The following is a 15,988-nucleotide window of genomic DNA, read 5'->3' on the forward strand; positions in this document are numbered from 1 at the left end:
GCGGTCAGGAGGCCTTCGGGTTCACGGCCGGGTCCGTGATGGCGCCCTTGGAGACCTTCCACTTGGCCAGGATCTGCCCGTAGGTGCCGTCGGTGATGATCGCCTTGTAGGCGCCGGCGAGGGCCTCGGCGAACTGCGTCTGGCCCTTTTTCAGCGCGACGCCGTACGGGGCCTGCCCGTAGGGCTCGCCGAGCATCTCCAGCTGGCCGTGGGCCTTGTCGACCGCGTCGACGAAGACCGGGTAGTCGGCGGTGCCCGCGTCGTCCTTGCCGGACACGACCGCGGCGGTGGCGGTGCTCTGGTCCTGGAACTGGTCGATCTTGATGGCGGGCTTGCCGGCCTTCTTGCACGCCGCGTTCTTGGCGTTCAGGTCGTCGACCTCGATGGTGCCGGTCTGCACGGCGACCTTCTTGCCGCAGGCGCTGTCGGCCTGGACGCCCTGCGGGTTGCCCTTCTTCACCACCCACTGGATCGGGGAGTTGAAGTAGCTCACCATCTCGGTGTCCTTGAGCCGGTCGGGGTTGATCGTGAGCGAGGACACGCCGGCCTCGTACTTGCCCGACTTCACCCCGGTGATCACGCCGGTGAACGGCGTGGTGATCCACTGGGTCTTGAGGCCGAGCTTGGCGGCGGCCGCGTCGAACAGGTCCACGTCGAAGCCGACGGCCTTGTTGTTGTCGAGGAACTCGGCCGGGGCGTAGGTGGTGTCGGAGCCGATCTTGATGACGCCGTCGGCCTTGATGTCGGCCGGCACCATCGCCGCCAGCTTCTGGTCGGGGCCGCTCTTCGGCGTGATGGTCGCCGAGGGCTCCGTGGAGTCCTTCTTCTCACCGCAGGCCGACAGGGCGAGGGCGCCTGTCAGCACGAGCGCGCCGGCCGCGAGGGCGTTGCGGCGCAGAGAACCAGTGATCACAGGTCCCCCTCCAGAGGTCGCATCGGATCCGGACGGATCCTGAGGTCAAGTGCACATTTTGGCGCACACCTGGCCCTATGCGGATAAAGGGTGCGACACAATCGGACAACGAGGCGGCCCGGCGCACCCCGCCGCCGCCCAGGGCCCCAGCACTCTACGCGATGATCGGCGCACCGTCCGTCGCGATCAGTGACGGCCGCCACCGCCCCGCGCCCCGGACCGGCGGGGCCCCGTGTGGCACAATCGGACAACGGGTGACCCCCGTACGTCGCGAGATGTCCACCAGGTGACCGGCCATCCAGACCGCACCACCGCGGCGGCATCGCCCGAAAGCCAACTTTCACTGACAGGGGTCGCTGTGGCCGCCGAGCCCATTCCCACCGAACCGCACTCACTGGACGACGATCCGGCCTTCCCGCTGCACCGCGGCGGCAAGCTCGAGATGCGGTCGACCATCCCCGTCCGCAACAAGGACGATCTGTCCCTGGCCTACACGCCCGGCGTCGCCCGGGTCTGCACGGCCATCGCCGACAACCCCGAGCTCGCCTACGACTACACCTGGACGTCCAAGGTCGTCGCCGTCGTCACCGACGGCACCGCCGTGCTCGGCCTCGGCGACATCGGCCCGGCCGCCTCCATGCCCGTCATGGAGGGCAAGTCGCTGCTGTTCAAGGAGTTCGCCGACGTCGACTCCGTGCCGATCGCGCTGAACTGCACCGGCGTCGACGAGATCGTCGACACCGTGATCCGGCTGGCGCCGAGCTTCGGCGGCATCAACCTCGAGGACATCAGCGCCCCCCGCTGCTTCGAGATCGAGGACCGGCTCCGCGAGGCCCTCGACATCCCCGTCTTCCACGACGACCAGCACGGCACCGCGATCGTCGCGCTCGCCGCGCTGAAGAACGCCGCCCGGTTCGTCGGCAAGCCGCTGTCGGAGCTGCGCGCCGTCGTGGCCGGCGCGGGCGCGTCCGGCATCGCCGTCTCGCAGATCCTCATCGAGGCCGGCATCGGCGACATCGCGCTGTCCGACAGCAAGGGCCTCATCCACGAGGGCCGCGACGGGCTCAACCCCGTCAAGCAGCGGATCGCCGCGATCACCAACCGGTCGCACCTCAAGGGCTCCACCGAGGAGGCGCTGCGCGGCGCCGACGTGTTCATCGGCCTGTCCGGCAGCACCGTCCACGAGTCGTGCGTCGCCACCATGTCCGACAGCGCGATCGTGTTCGCGCTGTCCAACCCCACCCCCGAGGTGCACCCCGAGGTCGCCCGCCGGCACGCCAAGGTCGTCGCGACCGGCCGCAGCGACTTCCCCAACCAGATCAACAACGTGCTCGCCTTCCCCGGCATCTTCCGGGGCGCGCTGGACGTCCGCGCGCACACCATCACCGAGGGCATGAAGCTGGCCGCCGCGAACGCGCTGGCCGGCATCGTCGGCGACGACCTCACCGCCGACTACGTCATCCCGAACCCGTTCGACGACCGGGTCGCGCCCGCCGTCACCGCCGCGGTCGCCGCGCAGGCCCGCGCCGAGGGCGTCAACCGCATCTGACCCGGCGCGCCGCCCGCCCGGCCCGCGCTCGCCACCCCAGAGCGCGGGCCGCGCCGCCTCCTACCGTCCGCCCGCGGCCCGACCGGCCCCCGGACGGACGGACGCGCGCCGCCACGGCCGGTACCGCGCCACGACGCGGCCGACGACGTGGCCGTCCGGGACGGCACCGAAGTCCCAGCTGTCGCGGCGGCCGCGGGCGCGCTGGTTGTCGCTCTCCAGCCACCAGCCCGTCCCCGACCGGTGCGCCACCCGCTTGACGATCAGCAGGTCCGCCCGCTCCGGGTGCCGCGCCACGACCACGTCCCCGGGGCGGGGCCGGGCGCCCGCCAGCACCACCAGCCAGTCCCCCGGCGCCAGCGCGGGCAGCATCGAGTCGCCCTCGACCGCGACCGCCCGCAGCCGCCCGCGCGCCCCGGCCAGCGCCGCCAGCAGCGCGCCGCCGAGCGTCCAGGCCACCGGGTGGCGCATCCGCATCGCTCTCCTCGCCTTCTCCGTGGACCGCGCTTTCGCGCGCCGGGCCGCATACTCGCGCGCCCTCGGGTCACAAACACTGCTGGAAGGGGTTCCGGACCGCGCCGCGGGCCGGGTCCTAGGCCGAATTACCGAGCGCCCTGGCCGGACGCGCCCCGGGGCACAAGGGTAATGTCGGTGACCTGAGCATGATCCGCAACGAGGGAAGGGAATCGCAGGTGTTCAAGCTTCTGCGCCCGAAGACCACGGTCTCCGCGCACTGCGACCTGCCGTGTGGCGTCTACGACCCGGCGCAGGCCCGGATCGAGGCCGAGTCGGTCAAGGCGATCTGCGAGAAGTACGCGGCCAACGAGGACCCGGAGTTCCGCGCCCGCGCGATTCTGATCAAGGAGCAGCGCTCCGAGCTGGTCAAGCACCACCTGTGGGTGCTGTGGACCGACTACTTCAAGCCGCCGCACTTCGAGAAGTACCCCCAGCTGCACCAGCTGTTCAACGAGGCGACCAAGCTCGCCGGCGCCTCCGGCACCAAGGGCAGCATGGACCCGAAGGTCGCCGACGACCTGCTGGGCAAGATCAGCGAGATCGACAAGATCTTCTGGGAGACCAAGCAGGGCTGACCGGCGCCCTGACAATCGAGGCCCGGCCCTCTCGGGGCCGGGCCTCGGTCGTTCGGTCAGGAGCGGGCGGTGTTGGTGAGGGCCTCGCCGGTGAGGCGGTAGGTCGTCCACTCGTCCTGCGGGACGGCTCCGAGCGACTTGTAGAAGCCGATCGCGGGCTCGTTCCAGTCGAGGACGGCCCACTCGACGCGTCCGTAGCCGCGGGCGTCGGCGATGCGGGCGAGCTCGGTGAGCAGGGCCTTGCCGTAGCCGTGGCCGCGGACGGCCGGGTCGACGAACAGGTCCTCCAGGTGGATGCCGTGCGTGCCGTTCCACGTGGAGAACGTGAGGAACCACACGGCGAACCCGGCGACGCGGCCCTCGTGCTCGGCGATGAGCGCGTGGACGCGCGGGTCGTCGCCGAAGAGCCGGGCGTGCAGCTGCTCCTCGGTGGCCTTCACCTCGTGCAGGGCGCGCTCGTACTCCGCCAGCTCGCGGATGAGCCGGAGGATGTCGGGGACGTCGTCGGGGGCGGCAGGGCGGATCATGCGGAAAGGCTATGCCAGGCCGCCGCGTGCGCCGTCCGGGCCTGCGGGACGCCCGCCTAGAGCGCGGCCAGCGGCGCCTCCGGGTCGGCCCAGCGCTCGTTGGGGACGAGCGGGTACCAGCCGGGACGGCCCGGGTCGCGGTCGTAGGGGTAGCCGCCGAGCTCGCGGTAGAGCTCGGCGTACTCGGCGACCTTGTCGCGGTCCAGCGTGACGCCGAGGCCGGGCCCGGACGGCACCGCGATCCGCCCGTCCGCGTACTGGAACGGGCCGCCTTCGATGACGTCGCCGGCGAGGTGGTGGTAGTGCGCGTCGGCGGCGTAGGTGAGGTTCGGCAGGACGGCGCCGAGGTGCAGCATGGTGGCGAGCTGGACGCCGAGTTCGCCCGACGAGTGCACCGACACCCCGAGCTGGAAGGTGTCGCAGATACCGGCCGCCTTCACACACGCGCGGATGCCGCCCCAGAACGTGGTGTCGAGCAGGATCACGTCCGCGCTGCGGTGCAGCACGTTGGTGGCGAGCTGCTCGAAGTTGACGACGACGGTGTTGGTGGCCAGGGGCGTGGACGTCCTCTCGCGGACGAGGCGCAGCCCTTCCAGGCCCCAGACGGGGTCTTCGAGGTAGTCGTTGTTCAGGTGCTCGATGGCCTTGGCGAACCGCAGCCCTTCGTCGAGGCTCAGCACCGCGTTGGGGTCGTAGCGGAGCCGGTCGTCCGGGAACGCCTCGGCCAGCGCCCGGTAGCACTCCAGCTCGTAGGCGGGCGGGAAGACGCCGCCCTTCAGCTTGTGGACGGTAAAGCCGTGCCGTTCCTTGAGGTCGCGGGCGTGCGCGACGAGCTGCCCGGGGGTGCGGACCTCCGGCGTCCGGCCGTCCGCGCCCGGGTAGCGGTAGAAGAGGTAGGACGCGAACGGGACGCTGTCGCGGACCCGGCCGCCGAGCAGGTCGTGGACGGGCACGCCGAGGTGCTTGCCGACGAGGTCGAGGCAGGCGAACTCGATGGCGGCGAGCATCTGGGTGCGGTTGTTGTACAGGCTCGCCGTCGGGTTGGCGATCTTGAAGCGGAGGGCCTCCAGCTCGAACGGGTCGTGCCCCTCCAGGTAGGGCGCGAGCGCGCGGAAGGCGTCCTCGGCGCTCTGCCCGCCGCCGCCCATCTCGCCCAGCCCGACCAGGCCGTTGTCCGCCTCGACCTCGACGATCGTGCGGACGAAGCGGCCCCAGTGCGCGCCGTTGCTGTGCAGCAGCGGCGCCTCCAGCGGGACCGCGACGGTGGTGGCCCGGATGTCGGTGATCTTCATGGTCAGAGGTTCCCCTTCACCGTGACGGCGACGATCCCGCAGGCGGGCAGGCGGACGGTCGCGGCGCCGTCCCGGACGGGCGCCTGCGCGGCGTCGCGGCCGAGGCCGGAGTCGACGGTCGCGCCGCGCATCCCGGGGACGGTCAGCGTCGTCTCGACGGGCGCGGCGGACAGCGAGCGGAGCCGGACGACGAGGTCGGCGCCGTCCCGCCCGATCGAGGTGACGTGCACGTCGGGGTCGTCGACGGACGCGAACGCCGCGGCCGGCGGCGCCGGCTCGGTCCCGGTCGTCAGCGTCGCGACGAACGGGTCGGTGAGCCCGGCGGCGGCGAGGGCGCCGAGGCGGCGGCCCGGGAGCCCGCCCGCGGCGGACGCGACGGCGTACCGGAAGGTGGTCTCGCCCTGCTGCTGGGACGGGAAGTTGGTGTCCCAGATGTTGTTCAGCGCCCAGGAGTAGACGGTGGCGGGCTCGTCGTCGGTGGTGGGCGGGAACGGCGCGTACGGCATGTGGATGGAGCCGAACTGGACGAGGGGCGCCTCAAGCGTCGCCCACGCCACGGTGAGGTCGGGGTCCTCGAACGCGACCCAGTGCCGGATCGGGCGCATGTGCTCGGCCGATCCGGGGACGCTCGGCACGCCGGTGCCGCCGACGCCGCCGGTCAACTCCCAGGCGGCGGGCGGCCCGCCGGCCGCGAAGGGGAAGGCGAAGAACACCGCCTCCTTGGTCGCGGTGGGCTGCTTGCCGAGCTGGAAGCGCAGGTCGAGGCGCGGCACGCCCGCGTGCAGGTCGAGGGTGGTGCGGATCCAGTCCACGCCCTTGCCGGTGAGCTCCACGATGAGGCGTTCTCCGACGGCGGTGCGTTCGCACCTGACGACGGCGGCGTGCCGGCCGAGGGCGCGGTCGCCGAGGAGCGTCTTGTCGTGCACGAGCATGTGCCCGGACATGTGGTTGAAGTGCGGCGCGGTCGCGTACCGGTCGTAGACGTACTGGCCGAACCCGGCGGCGGCGTCGGCGTTGACGAGTTCGCGTCCGGCGGCCTTGTCGAAGACGGAGGCGAGGTGGCCTTCGGCGAGGTCGTAGGTGACGCGGTAGTACTCGTTCTCGATCACGCCGTCGCGGCCGAGGTCGACGGGTTCGGGGGCCGGGTTCTCGCCGCGGACGACGTCGAGGCGCACGCGTCCCATGCCGGGGACGTCCGGGACGACGACTTCGAGGTGGCGGCCGATGGGGCGGGTCGGCCACTCGTCGGGGTCGACCTCCTCCTCGTGGTGCGGCAGCGGTTCGCCGGTGCGGGCGTCGAGCAGCGTCACGGGGACGTCGACGGGCACCACGTCCCGCGGCAGGAACGCGCGGACGGCGTCGGTGCGGGCGGCGCCGCCGGGGTTCAGGACGGCGAACGAGGCGAGCGCGTCCGGGGCGGGCCCGAGCGTGGCGCCGAACCGCCGCGCCCCGGCCTGCAGCAGGTCGAGGGCGTCGTCGTAGGACTGGTAGCCGACCGCGGACTTGCGGGTCCACTGCAGGCCGCCGGAGTCGCCGCCCTCCTCGGCGTCCTCCCACGGGTTGGCCGCGCCCCAGGTGTGCTCGTCGAACAGCGCAGCCTTGTCGTAGGCGTCGTCGAGGCCCTCGGCCTCGGCGCCGGCGAGGGAGTGCAGCGTCTCGGCGGTGCGCAGGACGTTCTGGGCGCGCCGGACGTGCCCGAGGGGGCGGGCGCCGGAGCCGAGGCCGTCGGCCCACCAGTCGGTCCAGTCGCCCTCGTGGACCTGGAGCCGGTCGTAGTGGTGCTCCTCGACGTGCTCGAAGAAGTCGGCGTTGGTCGCCGTCCGCAGCCGCGGGTACTCCCATGTCGCGTTCCAACGCAGCGCGATGTCGGCGGGCATGATCGACGGGCCGGCGTTGTCGGCGTGCGCGCCCTGCACGCGCAGGTGCACGGCGTCGAGGACGTCGGGGGCCTTGTCGGCGCCGACCTGGCCGGGCGCCGCGTACCAGCCGAAGGTGCCGGGCCCGTACGGGTAGGGCCGGTCGGCGAGGGAGGACAGGTAGCGCGGCAGCAGGTCCTCGGCGAGGTCGTAGCCGTCGACGAGCCCGACGGTGTTGCCCTCCATGTACGCCATGCCGTGCGGGGTGTCGGTGAACCAGACGATCAGCTCGCGTCCGCTCGGCGCCCGCCACCGGAACGGGCGGCCGAGCTTGTCGCCGCCGGTGATGTACGGGACGGACCGTCCCGCCCAGTTGTGCGCCGCCGCCAGATACCGGACGCCCGCGGCGTTCAGCGCGTCGACGACGCCGACGACCGCGCCCGGGATGTCGGTGTGCATCGCCGAGCGGACGCCGATGCCGTGCCGGTCGCGCAGGTCCGCGACGAACCGCAGCTGCCGGTACAGCTCGTCGATCGAGCACGCCTCGGTGTGCAGCTGCATGGGGAACGCGGTGACCTCGATGTTCCCGCCGCGGGTCCGGTCGACGAACTCGGCGACCTGGTCGGCCGGGCGGGTGGCGAGCCAGCGCAGCGCGGGCAGCGACGACTCCACCGACCAGCGGAACCGGGCGTCGTCGGGCCGCCCGTCGGTCTCCCGGGACAGCCGGAGCGCCGCGTCGAGGTAGTCGAGGTGGTGGCGCAGCACGGTGCCCTGGGTGTCGGTGTAGCCGATGTCCAGGTGCGAGTGGTGGACGACGAAGACGCTCCACTTGCGCTGCGGGGTGACGTCGAGGGGCGCGGCACCGACGAGGCCCGCGCCGTCCCGTACCTCCAGGGTGAGGCGGCGCGGGGCGTCGACGGCGGGGACGAGCAGGGTCGCCCGGCCCGCGTCGTCGGTGCTCTCCTCGGCGTCGCCGAGCCGCAGCGTCAGCCCGGGGCCCGCCTCGATCCGGACGGCCTGCCGGAGCGCGCCGGCCTCGTCCCGCCTGAACAGCGGGACCACCGCCGCCCGCACCGACAGCCCGCGGACCGCGAGCACCTCGGCGGAGGTGTCGTGGCGGAGGGCGGCGCGGATTCCGTCGTAGTCCGGGGAACCGAGGCTCTCCGTCAGGAGCCGACTGGTCATCCGTGTCCTCTCAGAATGACTGTGACCGAGGGGTCAGAACTGGGCGAGCGTCAGCCCGCGGGTGAACAGCCGCTGGGTCGCCAGGAACAGCACGACCGTGGGGAGCGAGACCACGAGCCCGGCGGCCAGCGCGACCGGGACGGGCGTCCCGGCGTACACGTCGGTGGTGAGCGCCGACAGCTCCGCCCAGACCGGCCGGACGTTGTCGGACTGCGCCAGCGTCAGCCCGAACAGCAGGTCGTTCCAGACGTAGGTGAACTCGAGGATGAACACGGCGGCGAGCGCGGCCGACGACAGCGGCAGGTAGATGCGCCAGAAGATGCGGAAGGTGGACGCGCCGTCCAGCCGCGCCGCCTCGAAGATCGAGACGGCCACCGAGCCGAAGAAGTTGCGCATCACCAGCGCGGCGAGCGGCACGCTGATCGCCGTGTGGACCAGCACGAGGCCCATCTGGTTGTCGTACAGCGACACCTTGCTGTAGCCGACGAACAGCGGCACGAGCAGCATCTGGAACGGCACGACGGTGCCCGCGAAGATCACGATGAACCAGAGGAACCCGAACCGGACGCGCAGCACGACGATCGCGTATCCGGCGAGCGCGCCGAACAGCACGGCGAGCGCCGGCGCGACCAGGCTGTAGATCGCGGTGCTGCCGAGGGTGGCGCCGACGTCGGTGCGGCTCCACGCCTCGGAGACGTTGTCGAACAGGCCCATCGACCCGGGCGGCTTCACCGCGTCGGAGGGGTCGTAGTCGCCGGCGGGGCGGACGGCGTTCGCGACGATCAGGTACGTCGGGAACAGCCACACCAGGCCGAGGACGATCAGCACGGCGCGGCGCATCAGGAGCCCTCCCTGGCGAGCTGGTGGCGCAGGTAGACGTAGGAGGCGAGGCCGGTGACGGTGGTGAGCGCCACCGCGATCGCCGACCCGTAGCCGTACTCGTCGGCGACGAAGACCTGCCGGTACATGGTCACCGCGAGGGTCTCGGAGGTCCGGCCGGGGCCGCCCTGCGTCATCACCCAGACGATGTCGAACGTCTTCAGGCTCGCGACCAGCGCCAGCCCGAACACGACGGTGGTGAGCGGCCGCATCAGCGGCCAGATGACGTGCCGGAACAGCTGCCAGCCGGACGCGCCGTCGATGCGGGCGGCCTCGATCGGCGCGCGCGGGATCGACTGGAGTCCGACGACGAACAGGAGCATGTTGACGCCGAGCTGCTGCCACGCCCACACCACGATCATCGCGAGGGTGTTGCGCGGGCCGTCCTGGAGGAACTCGGTGTGGCCGCCGGGCATGCCCAGGAACGTCAGCACCTGGTTGGCCATGCCGTCGGGCTGCAGGATGAAGCCCCAGATGAGGCCGAGGCCGGCGCCCGACATCGCGTACGGGATCAGGAACGGCAGCCGGTACCACGCGCCGCCCTTGATGTTGTACGACAGCACCGCGACCAGCAGGCCGAGCCCGACCGGCAGGATCGTCGTGCCGGCGACCCACAGCAGCGTGTTGCGGACGGAGGTGAGCAGCGCCTCGTCCTGGAACAGCCGCCGGTAGTTGTCGAGCCCGGTGAACTTCGGCGACCCGAGGCCGTCGTAGCTGGTGAGGCTCAGGTACGCGGTCCACAGGAACGGCAGGTAGATCAGCACCGCGACGAAGAGGACGGCCGGGGTGAGGTAGGCGTGCCGGAACCGGCCGTGCATCGCGAACCCGCTCGGGAGGCGCCCGCCTCCCGAGCGGCGGTGGGGCCCGCCGCGCGCGCGGCGGTGCGGGGTCCTCGCGCGCACGGCGGTCGTCTGGTCGGTCATCGGTTCAGCTTCCGGCCTTGTGGTTCTTCCAGTAGTCCTCGTTGGCCTTCTGGATGTCCTTGAGCACGTCCATGTACGAGCCGGGCTTGCTGAGGAAGCCGTCGAACCCGCTGAGGGCGGCGGTCAGGACGGGCGCGGGCGCGGCCTCGAAGTAGCGGAGCACCAGCCGGTTCCGGCCGTTCGCCGCCTCCTTGGTGATCTTGTCCAGCTCGGGGTCGGCGATCTTGACCTTCGGGTTGCCGGACACGTCGCCGCGCGCGTTCGCCCACTTCTCCTGGGCGCCGGGCGTGACCCACCACTTCAGGTACTTGGTGCTGGCGGCGGGGTCGGGCGCCTTGCGCAGCGAGCACAGCGGCCCGCTCTCGAAGACCAGCGACCGCTTCGGCAGCGACGGCGTGACGTTCGGGATGAGGAAGAACCCGTAGTCGGTGCCGAGCTTGAGGCCGCGCTGGGTCATGCTGGTGTTGAACCAGGTGCCGTTGATGACCATGGCGGCGTCGCCGGACTTGAAGTGGTCGGCGGGGTCGGCCTTGTCGCCGGGGTTGGAGAAGTAGCCGGAGTCGATCATCGACTTCCACTGCTCCATCACCTTGACCACGCCGGGGTCGGTGTAGGACGCCTGCCCGGTGGACAGCCGCTCGTAGAGGTCGGGGTCGGTGCCGGCGAGCAGCTGCTCGAACCAGGCGAAGGAGAACAGCGAGGTGGGCGTGGTCTGGTTGAAGGGGACCTGGCCCTTGCTCTTCAGCGTCTGCGCGATCTTCATCAGGTCCGCCCAGGTGCTGGGCGGCGTCAGGCCGTACTTCGCGAAGATCTTCTTGCTGTAGAACATGCCCCAGTACCCGGTGTTGAGCGGCACGCAGTACTGCTTGCCGCCGACCGTGTAGTACTTGGCGAGGTCCTGCGTGAGGTCGCCGCTCTTGATGGCGTCCTGCCAGATCGACGTCGTGTCGGCGACCTGGTTCTGCTGGACGATCTCCTCCAGGCGTCCGCCGGTCTGCCAGGTGAACAGGTCCGGCTTGACCTTGGTGCGGAACGAGGACTTGATGAACGCGGTGTAGGTGGGCTCGTCGGTGTAGCCGACGGGCTTCATGTCCAGCCCGGTCTGCTGCTTGCCCAGCGCGCTCATCTGCTCGAAGAAGGGCTTCCACGCGCCCTTGTCGTTGTAGAGCCTGAGCCCGGACTTCGACCCTCCCGAGTCGTTGCCCGAGGCGCAGCCCGCGACCGCGACCAGTGCCGCGGCCGCCGCGAGGGCGGCGGTGGTGCGCGTGCGCATCGACGGCATGGGGGCCTCCTTGGTTCATGGGGGTGGGGTTGGAGGTCGTGCTGACGGTGTTCCGGGTGTGCGGTGTTCCGGGAGTGGCGCTGAGGGTGTGCGGGAGGGGGCCGCGGGCCCTGCGCGGGCGGGCGGCCGGTGACGGGCGGTGGGTCGGGGGCCGGCGAGGGCCGGCCGGGGCGGTCAGTCGAGCCGGGACGCGATGACCTTCGTGACGTCGCGCAGATGCAGCCGCATCAGCTCCTCGGCGCGGCCGGCGTCGCCGGCCTCGATGGCGCCGAGGATGGCCCGGTGGTCGTCGTGGTCGCGGCGCCGGTCGTCGAAGATCCGCAGTATCTCCCGCTGCTCGGCGCCGTGCACCGACAGCAGCGAGTCGATGACCTCGCCGAGCACTGCGTTGCCGGACGCCTGGGCGGTGGCGCGGTGGAAGGACCTGTTCGCCGCGTCCAACTCTAGGTCCTCGCCCTCCAGGTGCCGGCCCGCCTGGTCCAGGACGGCGCGCAGCCGCTCCAGGTCGCCGGGTTCGGCGCGGCGGGCGGCCATCGCGGCCAGCGGGGGTTCGATGAGCAGCCGGGCGTCCAGCAGCTGGAGGAGCAGGTCGCCCTGCAGCGGCCGGACGTTGGGGTTGGGGATGACGACCCGTTCCAGGTCGGCGCCGACGTAGATGCCGGATCCGTGCCGCATCTGGACGGCGCCGGTGGCCTCGAGCCGGCGGAGCGCCTCGCGGAGCGTGGGGGTGGTGACCGCGAAGCGCTCGGACAGCTCCCGCGCCGAGGGCAGCCGGTCGCCGGGACGCAGCCCGCCGGAGCGGATCAGCTCCAGCACGCGCTCGGTCAGCGCGTCGGAAAGGCTGGGCCTGGCGACATCCTTGGACATTCGTTACCTCGTTCACTCCTGGAAGAAGTCAAGTCATCTAATCACTTGATGTGCCGGGCTGTCCAGGGTCGGGACCGGGCCGGCCGGGGCCGAGGCGGAACGCTCCACGCAGCGCCTCGTGCTGGTCGGCGAGCGCCCGCCGCGCCACCGCCGCCGACAGGACGCCGTCGAAGCCGTGGTAGGCGCCGGGAACGTGCCGCAGCTCGACCGGCACGCCCGCCTCGATCATCCGCCGCGCGTACGCGAGGTCCTCGTCGCGCAGCGGGTCCGCCTCGGCCGCCAGCACGTACGCGGGCGGTAGCCCGGACAGGTCCCTGGCGCGGGCCGGAGCGGCGTACACGGGCGTCTCCCAGCCCGGCGTCCCCCGGTCCGGGCCGAGGTAGTGGCGCCACATCTGCTCCACCTCCCCCCGGTTGAACAGCGGCGGCTCGGTGTAGGCCCGCATCGACGGGGTGTCCATGCGGTCGTCGAGCACCGGGTAGAGCAGGAGCTGGAACGCCAGCGGCGGGCCGCCCTCGTCGCGCGCCCGCAGCGCCACCGCCGCCGCCAGCCCGCCGCCCGCGCTGCCGCCGCCCACCGCGACCCGGCCCGGGTCGGCGCCGAGCGCGGCCGCGTGCGCGTGCGTCCAGGCGGTCGCCGCCCAGGCGTCCTCGAACGGCGCGGGGAACGGATGCTCGGGCGCGAGCCGGTAGTCCACCGACACCACGACGATGCCGAGCCCGGCCGCGAAGTCCAGGCAGCGGTGGTGCTCGTTGCCCAGGTCGCCGGTGACGAAGCCGCCGCCGTGGAAGTACACCAGCGCGGGGCCGGCGGGCCGCTCCGGCCGGTAGACGCGCACCGGGACGCCGCCGGGGATCGTCCGGTCGGCGACGTCCACGCGCGGGTCGGCCTCCGGCTCCCCCGACAGCGCGGCCGACAGGTCCCGCATCGCCGCCCGCGCCTTGACCGGGTCGGCCAGGCTCACGTATGGCATCCCGGCGAGCGCCTCGGACAGTTCGCGATCCATCGGGTCAGCCCGTCACGGGGACGTCGATGAAGCGCGGGCGGTAGATGCTCACGTCGCGGTACACGTCCCGCGTCGGCCCCGTGGTCGTGTCGAGGCTGTTGACGTTGTAGGACACCACGAGCCTGTTCGCCGTCGTGAGCGAGGCATGCGCGTGCGCGTTGTAGGTGTAGACGTCCGGGTCGCCGTACGAGCCGAACGCCCCGCCCTCGGGCGTGTTGTAGACGGTCTTCTCGTCGGTGAACGGCCCGGCAGGCGAGCAGGACAGGTAGGTGTCGACCTGCGCGCTGAACGCGTCCTTGGTGTCCTGCGTGAGCAGGATGTAGAAGTTCCCGCGCTTGCTCACGCTGAACTCGTTGGACACGCCGCCGAGCACCTCCACCGCCGCCGACTCCGACGTCGACCAGGCGCCGCCCGCCGCCAGGTAGCTCCACGTCCCGCGCAGGTCGGTGCCCGCCACCCGAGCGACGTACATGTGCTTGCCGCCGGTCCCGAGGTCCTCGGTGCCATAGACGTAGGTGTAGCCGCCGTCCCGCAGCAGCGCCGACCCCCACATGACGCCGCTGCCGGACGGCAGCGAGGTCACCGACACCGGCCGGGTGAGGTCGCTCGTCGAGAACCGCGCGAGCACGTTGGCGTCCCAGGTGACGTTCAGGTCGCCGGACCCGACCTTGTACTCGCGGTACGGCTGCTGGATCTCCGAGCCGTTCATCGTCATGTCGCCCGCCCAGTAGACGTGCGAGGCGTCGCGCGGCGGCAGCAGGGCCGTCGGGTTCGCGGCGGTGCCGCCGTGCGCGGTCCCGGTCAGCGCGCCGGCCGCCGACCGCACGACGAAGGTGTTGTTGACGAACGGGGTCGTGCCGCCGTCGGCGACGGCCATCGGCCGGGACCCGTCCGCGTTGACCTTGCCGAGGAAGGTGTCGGAGAAGCCGAACACCGTCCGGCCGTCGGGCAGCTTCACCGAGTAGGTGCTGTCGGCGCCGGTCCAGTCGTCCAGCAGCGCGTTGCCGTTGCCGTACGAGGTGAACCGCGTGTTCAGCGAGGTGTCGGGCGTCGCCGTGCCGAACGCCGGCGCGGCGCTCCCGCCGCAGGTCACAGCGGCGGCGTGCGCGGCGGCCGAGGGTGCGAGCAGTGCGGTCGCGGCCAGCGTCGAAGCCGCGGCCGCACGAATGAGAAGACGCATGCGGACCTTCCTGGGGTTCGGGACTGTTGGGTGGGAGGTGCATGTCTATGTGTGCTGTTGCGTCCGAGCCTCGCGCTACTCGCTTTGTCAGGGGTCCCGGCTACGGTTCGTGTCATGCAGGTGACGCAGGCGTACCGGTTCGCGCTGGACCCGACCCCTCGGCAGGAGCGGGAGTTGCATTCGCATGCGGGTGCGGCGCGGTTCGCGTGGAACTGGGGCTTGGCCGCCTGCCTGGACCGCCACGACGCCGAGGGCAAGTGGTGGACGGGTATGGAGTTGCACCGGCTGTGGAACCGGGTGAAGAAGACTGACCCGGCCCTGGGCTGGTGGGCTGAGAACTCCAAGTGCGTCTACCAGGAGGCCTTCCGTGACCTGGACCGGGCACTGCGTGAGTTCGTCCGGGCTCGCAAGGGTCTCCGGAAAGGCCGCCGTCTGGGGTTTCCCCGGTTCAAGAAGCGGGGCCGGTGCCGTGACTCTTTCCGGTTCGGGTCGGGGGTGATGCGCTGCAGCGGCCTGACCGTGACGCTGCCCCGTCTGGGGACGATCGCCACTCACGAGTCCACCCGCAAGCTCGCCCGCCGTTTGGAGAACGGGACGGCGCGGATCCTGTCGGCGACCGTGACGCGGACCGCGCACCGCTGGTTCGTCTCGTTCACTGTTCACGTCGACCGCGACGTTCCCGCACGGCATGCCCGGCCAGGCAGCGTCGTGGGTGTCGACCTTGGCGTCAAGACACTGCTCACCGGCGTCGACGGCCTCGGCACTGTGATCGAGGTCGGCGGGCAGAAGGCGTTGCGGGCCGCGCTGCGGAGACTGCAGCAGCTCGGCAAGGCCCACCCCCGTACACGGCCCGGCTCGGCCAACCGCGCCAAGGCCGCCGGACGGCTCGCCCAATGTCATGCGCGCGTCGCCGCCGTCCGCGCCGACGCGCTGCACAAGGCCACCAGCGGCCTGGCCGCCCGCTACGAAACCGTTGTCGTGGAGGACCTCAACGTCACCGGCATGCTGGCCAACCGGCGGCTGGCCCGCGCTGTCTCCGACCAGGGCTTCGCGACGGCGCGGCGGATGCTGGAGTACAAGGCGGGGTGGAACGGCGGCCGCATGGTTGTGGCCGACCGCTGGTTCCCCTCGTCCAAGACTTGCTCGGGGTGCGGTGGGCGAAAGCCAAGCCTGTCCCTGTCCGAGCGGACCTTCCGGTGCGGCGCGTGCGGCCTGACGCTGAGCCGGGACGTCAACGCCGCGATCAACCTGCGTGACCTCGCCGCCAGTGGGGCGGAGAGACGAAACGCCTGTGGAGGCGATGTAAGACCCGGCCCCGCCGGGCGACCGCCCACGAAGCAGGAACCCGGCACCGCACGAGTGGGCAAGACCGGGACCGCCGCCGCGCAAGCGGGGGCTGTCCGGACAGCGGATGCTCACATTCGCTCCCAGTTCGGATAAC

At 71.8% G+C, this 15,988-nt stretch carries 14 protein-coding genes; 3 read left to right on the forward strand and 11 right to left on the reverse strand.

All coding sequences use genetic code 11. The features are described from left to right. Window positions 1-4 precede the first annotated feature (4 nt). Entirely contained in the window at window positions 5-913 is a 909-nt protein-coding gene (locus J4709_RS15595) for an ABC transporter substrate-binding protein (protein ID WP_208241269.1), read from the reverse strand. A gap of 358 nt (window positions 914-1,271) precedes the next feature. Here J4709_RS15595 and J4709_RS15600 point away from each other — a divergent pair, with 358 nt between their 5' ends. Further along, on the forward strand, window positions 1,272-2,462 hold the full coding sequence (locus J4709_RS15600; RefSeq protein ID WP_208241271.1) for an NAD(P)-dependent malic enzyme: 1,191 nt from the start codon (window positions 1,272-1,274) through the stop codon (window positions 2,460-2,462). A gap of 60 nt (window positions 2,463-2,522) precedes the next feature. Here J4709_RS15600 and sodX read toward each other — a convergent pair whose 3' ends face one another. After that, window positions 2,523-2,936, reverse strand: coding sequence for a nickel-type superoxide dismutase maturation protease (gene sodX, locus J4709_RS15605; protein WP_232383529.1), 414 nt, complete (start codon window positions 2,934-2,936; stop codon window positions 2,523-2,525). 185 nt (window positions 2,937-3,121) lie between these two features. On the opposite strand from sodX, the gene sodN reads away from it, so the two are divergent. Further along, complete coding sequence (gene sodN, locus J4709_RS15610; RefSeq protein WP_173099294.1) at window positions 3,122-3,550, forward strand: superoxide dismutase, Ni; 429 nt, start codon at window positions 3,122-3,124, stop codon at window positions 3,548-3,550. Window positions 3,551-3,606: 56 nt separating this feature from the next. Here sodN and J4709_RS15615 read toward each other — a convergent pair whose 3' ends face one another. The 9 genes from J4709_RS15615 to J4709_RS15655 form a co-directional block, all read right to left on the reverse strand. Beyond that, complete coding sequence (locus J4709_RS15615; RefSeq protein WP_208241272.1) at window positions 3,607-4,077, reverse strand: GNAT family N-acetyltransferase; 471 nt, start codon at window positions 4,075-4,077, stop codon at window positions 3,607-3,609. Window positions 4,078-4,133: 56 nt separating this feature from the next. After that, a complete protein-coding gene (locus J4709_RS15620) occupies window positions 4,134-5,369 on the reverse strand; it encodes an enolase C-terminal domain-like protein (RefSeq protein ID WP_208241273.1) in 1,236 nt (411 codons plus the stop codon). A 2-nt stretch (window positions 5,370-5,371) separates the two neighbouring features. Then, entirely contained in the window at window positions 5,372-8,410 is a 3,039-nt protein-coding gene (locus J4709_RS15625) for a glycoside hydrolase family 38 N-terminal domain-containing protein (protein WP_208241274.1), read from the reverse strand. Window positions 8,411-8,443: 33 nt separating this feature from the next. Further along, window positions 8,444-9,250 carry a carbohydrate ABC transporter permease gene (locus J4709_RS15630; protein WP_208241275.1) on the reverse strand — a complete coding sequence of 269 codons (807 nt, stop codon included), beginning with the start codon at window positions 9,248-9,250 and terminating at the stop codon, window positions 8,444-8,446. Beyond that, window positions 9,250-10,212, reverse strand: a complete 963-nt coding sequence (locus tag J4709_RS15635) for a carbohydrate ABC transporter permease (RefSeq protein ID WP_232383530.1) — start codon at window positions 10,210-10,212, stop codon at window positions 9,250-9,252. The genes J4709_RS15630 and J4709_RS15635 overlap by 1 nt, the downstream gene beginning before the upstream one ends. A gap of 4 nt (window positions 10,213-10,216) precedes the next feature. After that, window positions 10,217-11,494 carry an ABC transporter substrate-binding protein gene (locus J4709_RS15640; RefSeq protein ID WP_208241276.1) on the reverse strand — a complete coding sequence of 426 codons (1,278 nt, stop codon included), beginning with the start codon at window positions 11,492-11,494 and terminating at the stop codon, window positions 10,217-10,219. Between the two features lie 174 nt (window positions 11,495-11,668). Then, window positions 11,669-12,361: a FadR/GntR family transcriptional regulator gene (locus tag J4709_RS15645; protein ID WP_208241277.1), complete on the reverse strand. Its 693-nt coding sequence runs from the start codon at window positions 12,359-12,361 to the stop codon at window positions 11,669-11,671. 37 nt (window positions 12,362-12,398) lie between these two features. Beyond that, on the reverse strand, window positions 12,399-13,367 hold the full coding sequence (locus tag J4709_RS15650; RefSeq protein ID WP_208241278.1) for an alpha/beta hydrolase: 969 nt from the start codon (window positions 13,365-13,367) through the stop codon (window positions 12,399-12,401). A gap of 4 nt (window positions 13,368-13,371) precedes the next feature. Continuing rightward, complete coding sequence (locus J4709_RS15655) at window positions 13,372-14,547, reverse strand: DUF5005 domain-containing protein (protein WP_208241280.1); 1,176 nt, start codon at window positions 14,545-14,547, stop codon at window positions 13,372-13,374. A gap of 114 nt (window positions 14,548-14,661) precedes the next feature. Between J4709_RS15655 and tnpB the strand changes: the two genes are divergently transcribed. After that, entirely contained in the window at window positions 14,662-15,987 is a 1,326-nt protein-coding gene (gene tnpB, locus J4709_RS15660) for an IS607 family element RNA-guided endonuclease TnpB (RefSeq protein ID WP_208241281.1), read from the forward strand. Window position 15,988 lies beyond the last annotated feature (1 nt).

The sequence above is a fragment of the Actinomadura violacea genome (genome assembly GCF_017573465.1).
GTDB classification, from domain to species: Bacteria; Actinomycetota; Actinomycetes; order Streptosporangiales; family Streptosporangiaceae; genus Spirillospora; species Spirillospora violacea.

What these genes read in the sequence shown, in the direction of transcription:
- sodX (WP_232383529.1), bottom strand. Translation starts at nt 2,936, where the DNA reads ATGCGGATGCGCCACCCGGTGGCCTGGACGCTCGGCGGCGCGCTGCTG.
- sodN (WP_173099294.1), top strand. Translation starts at nt 3,122, where the DNA reads ATGATCCGCAACGAGGGAAGGGAATCGCAGGTGTTCAAGCTTCTGCGC.
- J4709_RS15615 (WP_208241272.1), bottom strand. Translation starts at nt 4,077, where the DNA reads ATGATCCGCCCTGCCGCCCCCGACGACGTCCCCGACATCCTCCGGCTC.
- J4709_RS15620 (WP_208241273.1), bottom strand. Translation starts at nt 5,369, where the DNA reads ATGAAGATCACCGACATCCGGGCCACCACCGTCGCGGTCCCGCTGGAG.
- J4709_RS15625 (WP_208241274.1), bottom strand. Translation starts at nt 8,410, where the DNA reads ATGACCAGTCGGCTCCTGACGGAGAGCCTCGGTTCCCCGGACTACGAC.
- J4709_RS15630 (WP_208241275.1), bottom strand. Translation starts at nt 9,250, where the DNA reads ATGCGCCGCGCCGTGCTGATCGTCCTCGGCCTGGTGTGGCTGTTCCCG.
- J4709_RS15635 (WP_232383530.1), bottom strand. Translation starts at nt 10,212, where the DNA reads ATGACCGACCAGACGACCGCCGTGCGCGCGAGGACCCCGCACCGCCGC.
- J4709_RS15640 (WP_208241276.1), bottom strand. Translation starts at nt 11,494, where the DNA reads ATGCCGTCGATGCGCACGCGCACCACCGCCGCCCTCGCGGCGGCCGCG.
- J4709_RS15645 (WP_208241277.1), bottom strand. Translation starts at nt 12,361, where the DNA reads ATGTCCAAGGATGTCGCCAGGCCCAGCCTTTCCGACGCGCTGACCGAG.
- J4709_RS15650 (WP_208241278.1), bottom strand. Translation starts at nt 13,367, where the DNA reads ATGGATCGCGAACTGTCCGAGGCGCTCGCCGGGATGCCATACGTGAGC.
- J4709_RS15655 (WP_208241280.1), bottom strand. Translation starts at nt 14,547, where the DNA reads ATGCGTCTTCTCATTCGTGCGGCCGCGGCTTCGACGCTGGCCGCGACC.
- tnpB (WP_208241281.1), top strand. Translation starts at nt 14,662, where the DNA reads ATGCAGGTGACGCAGGCGTACCGGTTCGCGCTGGACCCGACCCCTCGG.